Source organism: Streptomyces coacervatus (genome assembly GCF_029223485.1).
GTDB classification, from domain to species: Bacteria; Actinomycetota; Actinomycetes; order Streptomycetales; family Streptomycetaceae; genus Streptomyces; species Streptomyces coacervatus.
In genome coordinates this window covers 640593-655799 of record NZ_JARHTP010000002.1, presented here as the reverse complement: position 1 = coordinate 655799, position 15207 = coordinate 640593, and the positions used below count along the sequence as shown (strand labels likewise).

Genomic DNA, 15207 nt, shown 5'->3' with positions numbered 1-15207 from the left:
TGGAGCGGCGGGCAGGTCAGAGCGGGATGTTTCCGTGCCTGCGCTCCGGCATCGGGGCACGCTTGCCGCGCAGCGCGCGCAGGGCACGGCAGACCTGGGCGCGGGTGTCGCGCGGGGCGATGACGTCGTCGACGTAGCCGCGCTCGGCGGCAAGATAGGGCGTGCCGTGGGTGCGCTCGTACGCGGCGACCAGGTCGGCGCGCAGCGCCTCCGGGTCGGCGGCGGCCGCGAGTTCACGCCGGTGCAGCACGCCCACCGCGCCCTCGGCGCCCATCACGGCGATGCGGGCGGTCGGCCAGGCGAGGTTGATGTCGGCACCGAGATGCTTGGAGCCCATCACCGCGTACCCGCCGCCGTACGCCTTGCGCACCACCACCGTCACCTTCGGCACGGTCGCCTCCGCGTAGGCGTACAGCAGTTTGGCGCCGCGGCGGATGATCCCGGCCTGCTCCTGACGGACCCCCGAGAGATACCCCGGCACGTCGGCGAAGGTCAGCAGCGGGATGCCGAACGCGTCGCAGAACCGCACGAACCGCGCCGCCTTCTCCGAGGCGTCGATGTCGAGGACACCGGCGAAGTGCAGCGGCTGGTTGGCGACGACACCGACCGACCGGCCCTCGACCCGGGCCAGCGCACAGATGATGTTGGGTGCGAACAGCTCCTGGACGTCGAGGAGTTCACCGTCGTCGACGACCGCACGCAGGATGTCGCGCATGTCGTAGGCCTGCCCCAGCCGGTCCGGCACGACCTCGTCCAGCCACGCCCCGCCGGGCACGTCCCCCGGCGCGTACTCCGGCGGCCGCTCCAGGTTGTTGGCGGGTAAGTACGACAGCAGATCTCGTACGGTGTCGAAGGCGTCCTGCTCGTCGGTGGCGAGGAAGTGCGCGTTGCCGTTGACGGTGTTGCTGGTGCGGGCGCCGCCCAGGTCCTCGGCGCTGGTGCGCTCGCCGGTGACCGCCTCGATGACGTCGGGTCCGGTGACGAACATGTGCGAGGCGCCGTCCACCATGACCGTGAAGTCGGTGATGGCGGGGGAGTAGGCGGCCCCGCCGGCGCACGGCCCGAGGACGACGGAGATCTGGGGGATCACCCCGGACGCCTGTACGTTGCGGCGCACCAGCTCGGCGTAGAGGGCCAGCGAGGCGACGCCCTCCTGGATACGGGCGCCGCCCCCGTCATTGAGACCGATGACCGGACGGCCGGTCTTCAGGGCGAGGTCCATCAGCGCGACGGTCTTCTCACCGAAAGCCTCGCCCATGCTGCCGCCGAAGACCGTGGAGTCCTGCGCGAACACGCAGACGTCGCGGCCGTCCACCGTGCCGAGCCCGGTCACCACCCCGTCGCCGTACGGGCGTTGTGCACCGTCGCCGGTGGTCCGTGCCCGGACGAACAGGCCGGTCTCGGTGAAGGAGCCCGCGTCCAGCAGCCGTTCGATCCGCTCCCGCGCCCCGAACTCCCCACGCCTCCTCGGCCCGTCCGACGCCGCCTGTGCCCGACGGCCCGCCAGCTCGGCGATGCGCACGACGGTGCGGTCGGGAACACACGTCGCCGTCTCCCCGACACGGGATGTTGTCGCCTCACGCGTCACAGCCACCTCCGAAGTGGCTTTCGAATATGGCAGCGACACGGAGGCGAAATAGGGGAATCACTGTTCTATTTGCGGGAGATGAGTCCGCCGGGCCCGCTGTTAGTCCTGGCGTGACAACGGCTCGGTGAAGATGACGGAACCCTCAGGGTTCCCGGTGCTCGTGCGCCGCCTGTTCCAGCGCCTCGGCCTCGGCCTCGGCGATCCGCTGCTCGGCGGCCACGTCGATCGAGCGGGTCAGCAGCCAGTACAGCGCCGCGGCGACCGGCAGCCCGATGAACAGGGAGATGTCGGCTCCGTCGAGTGCGTGGGCGACGGGGCCGACGTAGAGGGTGCCGACGGAGAAGAAGGGGATCATGACGGCGAAGCCCACCAGGTAGGCGATGATGCCGTGCCAGCCCCAACGGCCGTAGATTCCACGGGGGTTGAAGATCTCGGCGATGGCGTAGTGGCCGCGGCGCACGACGTAGTAGTCCATCAGGTTGACCGCGGTCCACGGGATGAACAGGTAGAGCACCAGCAGCAGGAAGTTGTTGAAGTTCTCAAGGAAGTTGGAGGTCGCGGCCAGCGCGCCGATGAGGGAGAGCGCCGCGGTCAGGCCGATGGTCACCAGCCGTACGCCGAGCGTCGGCGTCACCCGCCTGATCGAGTCGATGGCGCTGATGAGCGTCAGCGAGCCGCCGTACATGTTCAGCGCGGTGACGGAGACCAGGCCCAGCACGGCGAAGAGCAGCACGATCGCGCCGAACCCGCTGAACACCTTGTCGCCGGCCGCATTGATCGACTTGATCGTCTCGAAGTCCTTGCCCGCCCACGCGGCGAGCAGCGCGCCGAGGACCATCAGCCAGATGCCGCCGAGCGCCGAGCCGAAGTAGGTCCAGTAGAAGGTCTTGCGGACGGTCACGCCCGGCGGGAGGTAGCGCGAGTAGTCGGAGACGTAGATGGCCCAGCTGATCTGGTAGCCGGCGACCACGCCGAACTGGGCGAGGAACGGCGTGGCCTTGAACGCGCCGAGGTCGAAGGAGCCCGCCGGGTAGTGCAGCGTGACCAGGACACCCACGGTGAAGATCCCGAAGACGACCAGGAAGGAGTACGTCAGGAACTGCTCGGCCTTGTGGATGACGTCGTAGCCCACCAGCGCGATGACGAGGGCGACCACGGTGACCACGACCACCCACAGCTTCACGCCCCCGTGCACCGTGGTGTGCATCGCCTCGCCGGCGAGGATGGTGTTGAAGACGTTGAAGCCCGCGTACTGGACGTAGGCGAACAGCCACACCAACAGGGCGCCGACGTAGCCGAACTGGGGCCGGGACTGGATCATCTGGGGCAGCCCGAGCTGTGGGCCCTGGGCCGAGTGGAAGGCCATGAAGAAGGTGCCGAGGACGGTGCCAGCCACGATCGCGATCAGCGACCAGATGAGGTTGCCGCCCTCGGTGATGCTGATCAGGCCCACCGCGAGGGTGGCGATCTGTGCGTTCGACATGAACCACAGCGGGCCCAGGTGCCACAGCTTGCCGTGGCGCTCGTCCAGCGGGACGTAGTCGATGGAGCGGATCTCCAGGCCCGACACTCGTGGCTCTGATGACGTGGTCATGGCACCTCCGGAGTGATGATCCGCCCTTGTGGCCGAATTCATTCCCTCCGGGCGCCCGGTCAAGCGGTCATTGCCGACCCTTGACCGGGCGATGCGCCGCCGTCAGACCGCCGGGCTCGGGAAGGTCGGGTACTCCACCCCGGAGACGTGCTGGACGACGCGGATGACCTGGCAGGAGTAGCCGAACTCGTTGTCGTACCAGAGGTAGAGGATGGCGTTGTCGCCGTCCACCTTGGTGGCGCCCGCATCGACGATCGAGGAGTGGCGCGAGCCGATGAAGTCGCTGGAGACCGCGTCGGGGGCGGTGGTGAAGTCGATCTGGCGCTTGAGCGGCGAGGTCAGCGACACATTGCGGAGGTAGTCGAGGACCTCCTCGCGGTCGGTCTCGCGGCCGAGCCGCAGGCTGAGGATCGCGATCGAGACATCCGGCACCGGGACGCGGATCGAGCTGCCGGTGATGGGCGCCTTGAGGTCCGGCAGCGCCTTGGCGACGGCGGAGGCGGCGCCGGTCTCGGTGATGACCATGTTCAGCGGCGCGGAACGGCCGCGGCGGTCGGCCTTGTGGTAGTTGTCCAGCAGGTTCTGGTCGTTGGTGAACGAGTGGACGGTCTCCACATGGCCGCGCAGCACGCCGTACTCGTCCGCCATCGCCTTCAGCGGCGGCACGATCGCGTTGGTGGTGCAGGAGGCGCAGGACAGGATCTGCTCGTCCGGCTTGATCGTGTCGTGGTTGACGCCGTGCACGATGTTGGGGACGTCGCCCTTGCCCGGCGCGGTCAGCACGACCTTGTCGATGCCGGGGCGCAGATGCTGCGAAAGACCCTCGCGGTCACGCCACTTGCCGGTGTTGTCGATGAGGATGGCGTTGCTGATGCCGTACGCGGTGTAGTCGACCTCGGACGGGTCGTTAGCGTAGATCACCTTGATCGCGTTGCCGTTGGCGAAGATCGTGCTGCTCGCCTCGTCCACCGTGATCGTGCCCTGGAACTGGCCGTGGATGGAGTCCCGGCGCAGCAGCGAGGCCCGCTTCACGATGTCCTGCTCACCGCCGCCGCGCACCACGATCGCGCGCAGCCTGAGGCCGTTGCCGGAGCCGGCCTTCTCGATCAGCAGCCGGGCCACCAGGCGGCCGATGCGGCCGAAACCGTAGAGGACGACGTCGCGGCCCTCGCCGCGCTCGATCTTGTTCGCGCCCGTGGCGCCCGCGACCGCCTCCGCGGTGAACGCCTCCACCGACAGACCGCGGTCGTCGCTCCGGTACGTCGCGGCGAGCATGCCGATGTCGATCTGCGAGGGACCGAGGTCGAGCGCGGTGAGCGCCTGCAGGAACGGCAGGGTCTCGGTCACCGAGAGCTCCTCGCCGGCGATCTGCCGGGCGAAGCGGTGCGTCTTGAGGATGCTGACCACCGACTTGTTCACCAAGGAGCGGCTGTGCAGCAGGACCGTCACGTCCCGCTCGCGGTGCAGCTTCCCGATGATCGGGATCATCGACTCCGCGATCTCCTCGCGGGTCTTCCAGTTGGTGAACGAGTCGTCGTTGACAGTCACAGATCCATCTTTCGAGCTAGGCAGCGCTCAGATGATAAACCCCAGGTGTTTCGTTTGATCGATCGGGGGTGACGGAGTGGTGAACGCCACCTCGATCGAGACGATCCGGCCGCCCGTCCGTACCTGACGGGCATGGGGCACGCCCGCCCCGCGACCGTCACCGGATCGACCGAGGGACGTACACCATGAACGCAACCGCAGCCATCGGCGTGACCGGCCTGGGCGTGATGGGCCGCAACCTGGCGCGGAACTTCGCCCGCAACGGCTGCACCGTCGCCGTCCACAACCGCACGGCGGGCCGCACGCGCGCGCTCATCGAGGTGTACGGCGACGAGGGCACGTTCGTCCCCGCCGAGTCGCCCGAGGAGTTCGTGGCCGCTCTCGAACGCCCCCGCCGCCTGATGATCATGGTGCAGGCGGGGGAGGCCACCGACGCGGTCATCGACGAGTTCGCCCCGCTCCTCGAACCCGGCGACATCATCATCGACGGGGGCAACGCCCACTTCGCCGACACCCGCCGCCGCGAGGCCGCCCTGCGCGAACGCGGCATCCACTTCGTCGGCACCGGCGTCTCCGGCGGCGAGGAGGGCGCCCTCGAAGGCCCGTCGATCATGGTCGGCGGCTCGGCGGAGGCCTACGACGTCCTCGGCCCGATGTTCGAGACCATCAGCGCCAAGGTCGGCGGCGAGCCGTGCGCCGCCCACATCGGCAGCGACGGCGCCGGGCACTTCGTCAAGATGGTCCACAACGGCATCGAGTACGCCGACATGCAACTCATCGCCGAGGCCTACGACCTGCTGCGCCAGGTCGCCGGCTACACCCCGGCCGAGATCGCCGACGTCTTCCGCCGCTGGAACGAGGGCCGGCTCGGCTCCTATCTGATCGAGATCACCGCCGAGGTGCTGGCCCACACCGACCCTGAAACCGGCGGCCCGTTCGTCGACATCGTCGCGGACGCCGCGGGTCAGAAGGGCACCGGCCGCTGGACCGTGCAGACCGCACTGGACCTGGCCTCCCCGGTCACCGCCATCGCCCAGGCCACCTTCGCCCGCGCCGCCTCCGGCCAGCGCGACCTGCGCGCCGCCTACGCGGGCCTGCCCGGCGGCACCCGGCCCCCGCTCAGCCGCACCGAGGCCGAGCGCTTCACCTCCCAGGTCGAGCACGCCCTGTACGCGTCGAAGGTCATCGCCTACGACCAGGGCTGGAAGATGATCCAGGACGCGGCCGCCGAGTACGGCTGGAAGATCGACCTCGGCACCGTCGCCCGGATCTGGCGCGGCGGCTGCATCATCCGCGCCTCCTTCCTCGACCGTATCCGCGCCGCCTACGCCTTCGACCGCGACCTGGTCAGCCTGCTCGGCGAGATGGAGTTCGCCATGGAGATCACCGACGCGCAGGTCCCCTGGCGGGAGATCATCGCCTCCGCCGCCCGCCGCGGCATCCCCGTCCCCGCCTTCTCCGCCGCCCTCGCCCACTACGACACCCTGCGCGCCGACCGCCTGCCCGCCGCCCTCCTCCAGGGCCAGCGCGACTACTTCGGCGCCCACACGTACCAGCGTGTCGACCGGCCCGGCACCTTCCACACCGTCTGGACGGCACCGGGGCGTCCCGAAACGACGACCTGACCGGCGTGGTCCGTTCCTTACCGGGCGGGCCCCTTGCCCAGGTTGCGCCAGGCGATGCCGCCCAGTACCGGGGCCATCCACATCAGCAGCAGCCAGACCGGCTTGGGCAGGTGGCGGACCCGTGCGGCCGGCGTCCTGACGCAGTCCACGAAGGCGTGCAGGCACAGCACGACCACCAGGGCGTACAAGGCGAAGGCGAGATAGGCGGTCATGGATCCGGTTCCTTCCTGAGGGTCCCGGTGCCCGAACGGGCGCCGGGATCTTGCCTGTTCGCCCCTTCATCGGACGAGGCCGCCCCTGCGGTTCACGGAATCGCGCCCTTCTGCGCAGCCGCGTCCGGCGCGCCCGTCCTGTGCAGCCTTGACGCCCCGACCTGCGCCGACAAGGCTTCGGGCAACACCCGCCCGGACAGGTAGGACGACGATGGCAGACCCCCAGGACACTCCCGACAACAGAGCCGCGGCCCGGCAGCTCCAGGTGGAGACGCACGGCCTCGACGTCATCGCCGACGCCGAGCGCAAAGGCACCCCGCGGACCCTGTTCTGGCCCTGGTTCGGTGCCAACGTGTCCATTCTCGGGCTGAGTTACGGCGCCTTCGCGCTCGGCTTCAAGATCTCGTTCTGGCAGGCGCTGATCTCCGGCGTCATCGGAATCGTCTTCTCGTTCCTCCTGTGCGGCTTCATCGCGGTCGCCGGAAAGCGCGGCTCCGCCCCGACGATGGTCCTCAGCCGCGCCGCGTACGGCGTGCGCGGCAACCGCCTGCCCTCGGTGATCTCCTGGGTGCTCACCGTCGGCTGGGAGACCGTGCTGTGCGCGCTCGCCACCATGGCCACCGCGACGGTGTTCGGACGGCTCGGCTGGGGTGGCGGCACCGGGACCAAGGTGGTCGCGCTCGTCCTGGTCGGCGCGCTGACCGTCGTCGGCGGCGTGATGGGTTTCGACCTGATCATGCGGCTGCAGACCGTGATCACCGTCGTCACGGGCGTCCTGACCGTCGTCTACGTCGCCCTCGTCGCCGACCACGTCCACTGGAGCACCGTCAGCGCGATCCCGTCGGGCTCCGCCCAGCAGTTCATCGGCGCGCTGGTGTTCATGATGACCGGATTCGGCCTCGGCTGGGTGAACGCCGCCGCCGACTACTCCCGCTATCTGCCGCGCAGTTCGTCCAGTCGCGGGGTGATCGGCTGGACGGCCTTCGGTGCCTCGGTGGCCCCGCTGCTCCTGCTGGTCTTCGGCCTGCTGCTGGCCGGCTCCTCCACAGACCTCGCCGTGGGCGTGGCCGCCGACCCCATCGGCGCCCTCGCCGTCATCCTGCCCACCTGGTTCCTGGTCCCGTTCGCCGTCGTCGCCGTGCTGGGCCTGGTCGGCGGCGCCGTCCTCGACATCTACTCCTCCGGCCTCGCCCTGCTGTCGGCGGGCATCCGCATCCCGCGCTATGCGGCCGCCTTCGTCGACGGCGTCCTGATGATCGCCGGCTCCATCTACATCGTCTTCTTCGCCGACGACTTCCTCGGCCAGTTCATGGGCTTCCTCACCACCCTGGGCGTCCCCATCGCCGCCTGGTGCGGCATCATGCTCGCCGACCTCCTCCTGCGCCGCCGCGACTACGACGAAGGCGACCTCTACCGCCCCACCGGCCGCTACGGCGACGTGCCCCTCGTCCCCGTCCTGCTCACCCTCGCGGCCACCGCCCTCGGCTGGGGCCTGGTCACCAACTCGGCCGCCGGCTGGCTCACTTGGCAGGGCTACCTCCTCGCCCCCTTCGGCCTCGGCGGCAAGTCCGGCGCCTGGGCCTACGCCAACCTCGGCGTCCTCGCCGCCCTCGCCCTCGCCTTCCTCGGCACCCTGGCCCTGGGGCGCGCCCGCGTCCGCGCACAGGAGGTCCAGGCGCCGAGCCCGACGGACGCGGGAGCGGTCGTATGACCTCCGGCCTGCTCGCCGTCATCGACATGCAGCGCGTCTTCGCCGAACCCGACAGCCCCTGGGCCGCCCCCCGCTTCGCCGAGGCCGCGGCAGGAGTACGACGCCTGCTGCCGGCCTACGGCGAGCGGGTCGCCTTCACCCGCTTCCTGGCGCCCGCAAAGCCGGACGGCGCCTGGCAGGCCTACTACGAGCAGTGGCCCTTCGCCCTCCAGCCGTCGGACGCCGAACTCTGGGAGCTGGCCGACGAGTTCACCCCCCACACAGACCAGGTCGTCGACGCCACGACCTTCGGCAAGTGGACCCCGGAGCTCGCCCGGCACCTCGGCCCCGAAGGCCGCCTCATCCTGGCCGGCGTCAGCACCGACTGCTGCGTCCTGTCCACCGCGCTCGCCGCCGCCGACGCCGGCGTGGAGGTACTGGTCGCCGCCGACGCCTGCGCGGGCGCCGACGACGACTCGCACGCCAAGGCGCTGCACATCATGGACCTGTACCGCCCACTGATCCACGTGACCACCGTCGCCGAACTGCTCGGGGAGACGGGGTGACAGGAGGCGCTTCCGTGGCTGCCCCACCCGAGCGACAACGCCGACTGGCCCTCCTCGGCGGAGGCTTCAGTCTCGACGACGACGGTGTGCTGGACGACTGGGTGCTCAGCCATGCGCGCACCTCACGCCCGCGCGTCTGCTTCCTGCCCACCGCCAGCGGAGACGCCGTCGCCCATGTCGAGAGATTCTTCGCCGCGTTCCGGTCGCGCGGGGACTGCGAGGCTGCTGTACTGCCCTTGTTCCAAAGGGAGTTGGACGACGAAGGCCTGCGCTCGTTCCTGCTGGCGCAGGACGTCGTGTACGTGGGCGGCGGCAACACGGCGAACATGCCGGCCATATGGCGCGTGCACGGTGTGGACCGGCTGCTGGAAGAGACGGTGAGCAGAGTGCCGGGGGCCAGGGTGTACCGGGTGGAGCCGGACGGGCGGGGCGGAGTCGACGAGCGGCCGCTGCCGTGCCGCTCGATCGAGTGAGAGGCGCCGTGGCTCGGGGCGGCGGACCTTGGCCTTATCCGGTCGGTACCGCAAGGCACTTGCCGTGTTCAATCACTCGTATCGCGTCACGAAACCGACGGCCCCACCCGTCAGGAGGCACCGTGCTCGCCGCTCCCGAACCCGACCTCACCGAACACGACATCATCGAGCGCGCCGCCGCGCTCCGGCCCGCACTGCTCGAACGCCAGCCGGAGACCGAGCGGTTGACGCACTATCCCAAGGACACCCACGACGACTTCCTCAGGTCCGGCTTCTACCGGATCCTCCAGCCGCGGCGCTACGGCGGCTACGAGTTCGGCCTGCCGGTCTTCTACCGCGTGGTCACCGAGATCGCACGCGGCTGCCCCTCCACCGGGTGGGCGTTCTCGCTCACCGCCGCCCATGTGCTCCAGGTCGCCACACTCTTCGACGAGCAGGCACAGGACGACATCTTCGGCGCCGACGGCGACTTCCGAGCCGCGTCCACCGTCGTACCCGTCGGCGTCGCACAACCCGATGGAAACGGCCACATCGTCCTCGACGGAACTTGGCCGTACTCCTCGGGCGCCCCCTACTCCACGCACTACGTCGGCCAGACACTGCGCGCCCCGGCCACACCGGGCGACCCGCCCGGACCGCCCGTGCTGTTCGTCGCGCCGCGCTCGGTGTGGACCGTGCTCGACGACTGGCACGGCGTCCTCGGCCTGCGCGGCAGCGGCTCCAACAGCATCCACATGGAGCACGCCCGGATTCCCGAGCACTTCACGCGCGAGGCGTTCCTGCTCGACCTCCCCGTCGAGGGCGGCAGCGTCGGCTCGAAGCTGCACGGCAACGCGATGTACGCGGGGCGGGCACCGAGCTTCTTCCACGGCGAGCTGGCCGCCATCATGATCGGCACCGCGTACGCCGCCGCCGACGAGTACGCCCGGATCGTCGCCGCCCGCCCCCTCACCCTGGAACCCGACCGCACCCGGGCCGACCTGCACGACTACCAGCGCCACCTCGGCGAGGCGCTCGGCATCATCGACATGGTCGAGGCGGCGCTGCGGCAGACCGCGCAGGACTGGATGGAGACCTGCCGGCGCAACGTCGCCGGAGAGGCCCCCTTCACCGTCGTCGAGGACAACCGGCTCGCGCTGATGTTCCTGAACGCCGGGCGCGCGGCCTGGGACGTGCTGCAGGGCATCCTCTTCCGCACCGCCGGCTCCCGGCACGCCCGCGACGGCGAGCGGATGCAGCGCTACTTCCGGGACGCGGCCACGTACTGGACCCATGTGGGAGCGAGCATGGCGGAACCGTTGACCCGCCGGGTGGGCTGCGACCGCCTGGGACTGCCCTCGCAGGACATACCGCTGATTCCCTGAGGCGACTACGTGAGGCGACCACCTGAGGTGAATTCCTCGGGAACGGATGAATGGGCTCGTCCGGATCGGGTACGCGAGCAGGACCGTGCCCGGGGCCGATCTTGTCCCGGACGGGCCGTACGACCGCCGCTACCAGGGGATCTGCCATGGAGATACCTGCCAACGACCACACCGCCACACCGGCCCGGCAGGCGCTGGACGCGCTGGCCGTGAACACCGAGGACACGGCGGCGCTGGACACGCTCGCCGGCAGCGAGGTGCTCGTTCCCGTGCCCGACGACGCAAGCCAGGAGGACGCCGGAGACCCGGGCGCGGTGGCCCTGCCGGTTCTGGAGCAGCCGGGCGGCGACCCGGTGGTGCCCGTGTTCACCTCGGAAGGGGAGATGGCCGGGCTGCTGCCGTTCGTCTCCCACTACCGTCTGGTGCCCCTCGGCGCGCTCGCCTCGCAGTGGCCCGCCGACGATCTGTCGCTCACCATCGACGCCGGTTCCGAGCATCCGCTGACGCTCACCTCCGAGGGCGTACGCACCCTGCTGGCCCGGCCCTGACGGACACCGACCGACGCGGGGGAGGCGCCGGGCCCGGGAGATGAACGGCGCCGACCCCGTTCATGCCCGGGCGCCCGCGGTCGCCGTGGCAGACGATACGACTGCCGCGGTCGCCGCGTCGCTCCCTGGCACGTGGCGGCCACCCGCAGAAGACGGCGGATTGTGGCATTTCAGCGAGTGCCCGTTTCATGGAGAGCCGGAGGCTCTTGCCCGGGTTGAACACGTCCTTCAGCCGCCGCTGCAACGCATGGGTCGACCGCTCCGCCCGCCTCGTCGAGGCCGTGGAGCGCGGCAGCGTCGACGTCGCGGTGTATGTCACCGAGGCGGCCGCCACCGAGGGCACCCGCGTCGGCGGCCTCCCGCTGACCTGGCACGCCGTCCCCGGCTGGGAGCGCCCGGTCGCCCCCGGTCCGATCCCCATGAGCGCCCTGGCTCGCCCCAGCGCCGACCCGGCAACCCGAGGCCGCCTTCGCCGCCGTACGGGATCTGCTGCGTCAGGAGTGAGACCTGTGCTGCCGCAGTAACGCTGGGAGTCTCCGATCTCGCCCGCGCCCGGGACTGCGCCCTTGAGCCCGCACCTGCAAGGGGTTTCGGCGGGATCGCCCTCGCGCACCACGTCCGGTCCGAGGCGGACGGCCACGCCTGGGAGATCGCCTGCAACCCCGGCTTTCCGCCGGCCGAGGACGGGTCGGTCACGCTTCCCGATTTCGGCGGCGCACAGGGCCTGCTGAACGGCGCGTACACGGTGCAGGATCCAAGGTGCGGCAGGGGAATCCGACGATCGGACGATCAATCGGGAGTGGACACCGATGAAGGACCGCGCCTACCTCAAACCGCCCTGGATGCAACGGCACGTCGGGAACCGCCTGGCGCCCTGAACCTGCGCGCCTCACCCGACTGCCGGCTGGCCGTCCGCGGCTGCACCGACGAGCGCACCACGGAGGAGGTGCCCGAGGCCGAGCGTCCGCCCCTGCCGGCGGCCTACCGCGAGAAGTACGGCAGCATGCCCACGGTCTCCGTGGTCCTGACCGCGCTGCCCGACCCTGCCGACCACCCGGTCTTCCGCCTCCGCGAGCGACCCTGACCGTCGTACCCCGTCGCTGCTCCTGATCGCCGTATCCGATCGCCGTGCCTGGAGGCGGTCCACAATGGGCCGCATGGAATGGATCTCCGGCGTGGCCGGCGGGCTGCTGCTGGCGGTCCTGTTCGCCAACGTCCTGCGCACCCTCGTGGTGCCGCGCGGCCTCTACTCGGCGCTGGTGTTCCGGCTGTGGTGGCTGCTGCGCCGTGTGCTGCGGCTCGGCGCACCCCGCGGCGGTTACGAGGCCATCGACCGTGTGCAGACCTGGCTCGCCCCGCTGATTCTGATCGGCATGCTGGCGACCTGGCTCGGCGGAGCCCTGTGCGGCTACGGTCTGCTGCTGCACGCCGTGTCCGGGCTGACCTGGGGCAACTCCTTCCGGGAAGCGGGCTCCAGTCTGCTCACCCTCGGCTTCGCCAGCGGCGACCGGCTGCGCCTGTCCGCGCTCGACTTCGTCGCCGCGGCCACCGGGCCGGTCCTCATCGCCCTGCAGATCGCCTACCTGCCCACGCTGTACGCCGCCTACAACCGCCGCGAACTGGAGGTGACCCTGCTGCAGTCACGGGCCGGCGAACCCGCCTGGGGCCCGGAGATCCTGGCCCGGCAGTGGCTGGTCGACACCGAGACCGCACTGCCCGAGCTGTACCGGTCCTGGGAACGGCTGGCCTCCGACATGGGGGAGAGCCATTCCACGTACCCGGTCCTGATGGCGTTCCGCTCGCCCCGCCCCTACCGCCACTGGCTGGTCGGCCTGGTCGCCGTCATGGACGCGGCGGCCATACAGCTCGCACTCACCCCGGGCACCGCCCCGCCGGAGGCACGCCTGGTGCTGCGGGCCGGCTTCACTGCCCTGCGCGACATCGCCCGCGCGCTGCGCCTTCCCTACGACCCCGACCCCACCCCGGACACATCCATCCAGCTCACCTACGTCGAGTTCGACGCGGCGGTCGCCATGCTGGAGGCGGCCGGCTTCAACGCCGAACGCACCACCGCTCAGGCATGGCCGCACCTCCACGGCTGGCGGGTCAACTACGAGGCGATCGCCTACGAGTTGTGCCGCCGCTGCGACGCGGTACCCGCCCTGTGGACCGGGCCGCGCGACTTCGCCTCGACCCCGGTTCCACCACGGCGGCCGGCGGACCGCAGACCGGGCGAAGGCCGGCCGGAACTGCCGCCGCCGTCGGGGCAGACCGGCTGATCCCGTTGCCGGTCACGGCTCAGCCCGGTGCGACCGCGGCGACCAGGCAGACAACGGCGACAGCAAGCACCGCGGCGATGAGGAGACCCACGGTCACGCCCCGGTGAGCGCTGAGGACTGCGAGAAGGTGACGCCGGTCAGTTCCTCGGAGACGGTCCACAGACGGCGGGCGGTGGCCGGGTCGCTGGCCGCAGCCGAGCGGCCGACCAGAGTCGGGGCGCCGCGCATCTCGCCGAGGCCGTCCGGGCCGACGTAACTCGCGCCGGGCAGGTCCTGGACGGCGGCGTACAGCGTCGGCAGCGCGCCTGCCTTGCTGTCCTGGGCCATGAAGCGGTTCCCCGCCCACATGAAGGCGCGCCGCAGCGCACTTGCGTCATGGCTCTGCAGGTTCGTGGCGGCGTAACCGGGGTGGGCGGCGAGGGCACGTACGGACGAGCCCGACTCGGCCAGCCGGCGCTGCAGTTCGAGGGTGAAGAGCAGGTTGGCCAGCTTGGACTGGCTGTACGCCGTGACGGGTGCGTACTCGCCGGTGAGGTTGAGGTTGTCGAAGTGGATGCGCGGGCTGCCCGGCGTCTTGTGCATGCCGGACGACACGGTCACCACCCGGTCGGTGATGTGCGGCAGCAGCAGGTTCGTCAGAGCGAAGTGCCCCAGGTGATTGGTGCCGAACTGCATCTCGAAGCCGTCCTTGGTGCTGGACTCCGGGACGTTCATGACACCCGCGTTGTTGACGAGCAGATCCAGGCCGCCGCGCCAGCCGGCGGCGAACTCGCGCACGGAGGCGAGATCGGCGAGGTCGAGCCGGCGCACCTCCACGCTCCCGTGTACACCCGCGGCGGCGGCCTCGCCGCGCTTCACGTCCCGCACGGCGAGCACCACATGCGCACCCGCCCCGGCCAGTGCCTCGACGGTGGCGATGCCGAGCCCGCTGTTGGCGCCGGTCACGACGGCGGTGCGGCCGCTCTGGTCGGGGATGTCGGTCACGTTCCACTTGCTGCGTTCAGTAGTCATGCCCGCCAATGTAGGCGGTGCCAACAATGCTGTCAATGACAACAATAGTGACGCTGTCAACAATGTAGGCGGCGAAAACATGACCGGTACACTGACACCCATGCACACCCGCCATCGCCGCTATCACCACGGAGACCTCCGCGCCGCCCTGCTGAGCCGCGCCGAGGAGACGCTCCGGGAGAAGGGGCCCGCCGCGCTGTCGCTGCGCGAACTCGCCCGCGACCTCGGCGTCAGCCATGCCGCACCGAGCCGCCACTTCAAGGACAAGCAGGCGCTGCTGGACGCCATGGCGCTGACCGGCTTCGAGCGCCTGACCGGCGTCCTTGCGGCGTCACAGGACGGCGCCGGAGAGACGTTCTCGAAGCGGGTCGACGCGATGGTCCGTGCGTATGTGGGTTTCGCCCGGGACAACGCCGAACTGCTCGACCTGATGTACTCGATCAAGCACGACCCGGGGGCGTCCGACGCGCTGCTCGAGGCCACCCAGCACTGGTCGGACCTGGTCGTCCGGCTGATCGGCGAGGGCCAGGCCCGAGGCGACGTGCGGGAGGGGCCGATGGAGCGCGTCGGCCTCCCGGTCTTCGCAACCCTGCACGGCTACGCCGACCTCGCGGTGACCGGCATGCTGCCCCCGGAGGCGGACGAGCACGGGCTGGACGATGTGATCGCGTTCATTCTGCGGGGGTGTGCGCCCTAGGTTTGCTGCTCG

Annotated in this window: 14 protein-coding genes and 2 pseudogenes; 11 read left to right on the top strand and 5 right to left on the bottom strand. The window is 70.4% G+C overall.

The window, feature by feature from the left end; genetic code table 11:
• Positions 1-16: 16 nt before the first annotated feature.
• From P2Q00_RS06610 to P2Q00_RS06600, 3 genes are all read right to left on the bottom strand, one after another.
• Positions 17-1588, bottom strand: coding sequence for an acyl-CoA carboxylase subunit beta (locus P2Q00_RS06610; protein ID WP_275770438.1), 1572 nt, complete (start codon positions 1586-1588; stop codon positions 17-19).
• A 142-nt stretch (positions 1589-1730) separates the two neighbouring features.
• The gene (locus P2Q00_RS06605; protein ID WP_275770437.1) at positions 1731-3182 is read right to left on the bottom strand and encodes a purine-cytosine permease family protein; all 1452 of its coding nucleotides are present in this window, start codon (positions 3180-3182) and stop codon (positions 1731-1733) included.
• Between the two features lie 102 nt (positions 3183-3284).
• Positions 3285-4730: a glyceraldehyde-3-phosphate dehydrogenase gene (locus P2Q00_RS06600; protein ID WP_275770436.1), complete on the bottom strand. Its 1446-nt coding sequence runs from the start codon at positions 4728-4730 to the stop codon at positions 3285-3287.
• Between the two features lie 185 nt (positions 4731-4915).
• Between P2Q00_RS06600 and gnd the strand changes: the two genes are divergently transcribed.
• Positions 4916-6355 carry an NADP-dependent phosphogluconate dehydrogenase gene (gene gnd, locus P2Q00_RS06595; RefSeq protein WP_275770434.1) on the top strand — a complete coding sequence of 480 codons (1440 nt, stop codon included), beginning with the start codon at positions 4916-4918 and terminating at the stop codon, positions 6353-6355.
• A 17-nt stretch (positions 6356-6372) separates the two neighbouring features.
• On the opposite strand, the gene P2Q00_RS06590 is transcribed toward gnd, so the two are convergent.
• Positions 6373-6567: a hypothetical protein gene (locus P2Q00_RS06590; RefSeq protein WP_275770433.1), complete on the bottom strand. Its 195-nt coding sequence runs from the start codon at positions 6565-6567 to the stop codon at positions 6373-6375.
• Between the two features lie 211 nt (positions 6568-6778).
• On the opposite strand from P2Q00_RS06590, the gene P2Q00_RS06585 reads away from it, so the two are divergent.
• From P2Q00_RS06585 to P2Q00_RS06545, 9 genes and pseudogenes are all read left to right on the top strand, one after another.
• Positions 6779-8278, top strand: a complete 1500-nt coding sequence (locus P2Q00_RS06585) for a purine-cytosine permease family protein (protein WP_275770432.1) — start codon at positions 6779-6781, stop codon at positions 8276-8278.
• A complete protein-coding gene (locus P2Q00_RS06580) occupies positions 8275-8823 on the top strand; it encodes a cysteine hydrolase family protein (RefSeq protein WP_275770431.1) in 549 nt (182 codons plus the stop codon). The genes P2Q00_RS06585 and P2Q00_RS06580 overlap by 4 nt, the downstream gene beginning before the upstream one ends.
• Before the next feature lie 14 nt (positions 8824-8837).
• Positions 8838-9209: pseudogene (locus P2Q00_RS06575) on the top strand (Type 1 glutamine amidotransferase-like domain-containing protein); the annotation flags it as partial.
• Between the two features lie 209 nt (positions 9210-9418).
• The gene (locus P2Q00_RS06570) at positions 9419-10660 is read left to right on the top strand and encodes an acyl-CoA dehydrogenase family protein (protein WP_275770429.1); all 1242 of its coding nucleotides are present in this window, start codon (positions 9419-9421) and stop codon (positions 10658-10660) included.
• 146 nt (positions 10661-10806) lie between these two features.
• Positions 10807-11208, top strand: a complete 402-nt coding sequence (locus P2Q00_RS06565) for an SseB family protein (RefSeq protein WP_275770428.1) — start codon at positions 10807-10809, stop codon at positions 11206-11208.
• A 206-nt stretch (positions 11209-11414) separates the two neighbouring features.
• Entirely contained in the window at positions 11415-11732 is a 318-nt protein-coding gene (locus P2Q00_RS06560; RefSeq protein WP_275770759.1) for a hypothetical protein, read from the top strand.
• 26 nt (positions 11733-11758) lie between these two features.
• Positions 11759-11920 (top strand): annotated as a pseudogene (locus tag P2Q00_RS06555) (VOC family protein); the annotation flags it as partial.
• An 87-nt stretch (positions 11921-12007) separates the two neighbouring features.
• Positions 12008-12292 carry a hypothetical protein gene (locus P2Q00_RS06550; RefSeq protein WP_275770758.1) on the top strand — a complete coding sequence of 95 codons (285 nt, stop codon included), beginning with the start codon at positions 12008-12010 and terminating at the stop codon, positions 12290-12292.
• Positions 12293-12365: 73 nt separating this feature from the next.
• A complete protein-coding gene (locus P2Q00_RS06545) occupies positions 12366-13487 on the top strand; it encodes a hypothetical protein (protein ID WP_275770427.1) in 1122 nt (373 codons plus the stop codon).
• Between the two features lie 93 nt (positions 13488-13580).
• Here P2Q00_RS06545 and P2Q00_RS06540 read toward each other — a convergent pair whose 3' ends face one another.
• Positions 13581-14498: an oxidoreductase gene (locus P2Q00_RS06540; RefSeq protein WP_275770426.1), complete on the bottom strand. Its 918-nt coding sequence runs from the start codon at positions 14496-14498 to the stop codon at positions 13581-13583.
• A 100-nt stretch (positions 14499-14598) separates the two neighbouring features.
• Between P2Q00_RS06540 and P2Q00_RS06535 the strand changes: the two genes are divergently transcribed.
• On the top strand, positions 14599-15195 hold the full coding sequence (locus P2Q00_RS06535) for a TetR/AcrR family transcriptional regulator (protein ID WP_275770424.1): 597 nt from the start codon (positions 14599-14601) through the stop codon (positions 15193-15195).
• Positions 15196-15207 lie beyond the last annotated feature (12 nt).

Coding starts and splice junctions, on each gene's coding strand:
- P2Q00_RS06535 (WP_275770424.1), top strand. CDS start 14,599: ATGCACACCCGCCATCGCCGCTATCACCACGGAGACCTCCGCGCCGCC.
- P2Q00_RS06590 (WP_275770433.1), bottom strand. CDS start 6,567: ATGACCGCCTATCTCGCCTTCGCCTTGTACGCCCTGGTGGTCGTGCTG.
- P2Q00_RS06605 (WP_275770437.1), bottom strand. CDS start 3,182: ATGACCACGTCATCAGAGCCACGAGTGTCGGGCCTGGAGATCCGCTCC.
- P2Q00_RS06580 (WP_275770431.1), top strand. CDS start 8,275: ATGACCTCCGGCCTGCTCGCCGTCATCGACATGCAGCGCGTCTTCGCC.
- P2Q00_RS06585 (WP_275770432.1), top strand. CDS start 6,779: ATGGCAGACCCCCAGGACACTCCCGACAACAGAGCCGCGGCCCGGCAG.
- P2Q00_RS06540 (WP_275770426.1), bottom strand. CDS start 14,498: ATGACTACTGAACGCAGCAAGTGGAACGTGACCGACATCCCCGACCAG.
- P2Q00_RS06565 (WP_275770428.1), top strand. CDS start 10,807: ATGGAGATACCTGCCAACGACCACACCGCCACACCGGCCCGGCAGGCG.
- P2Q00_RS06545 (WP_275770427.1), top strand. CDS start 12,366: ATGGAATGGATCTCCGGCGTGGCCGGCGGGCTGCTGCTGGCGGTCCTG.
- gnd (WP_275770434.1), top strand. CDS start 4,916: ATGAACGCAACCGCAGCCATCGGCGTGACCGGCCTGGGCGTGATGGGC.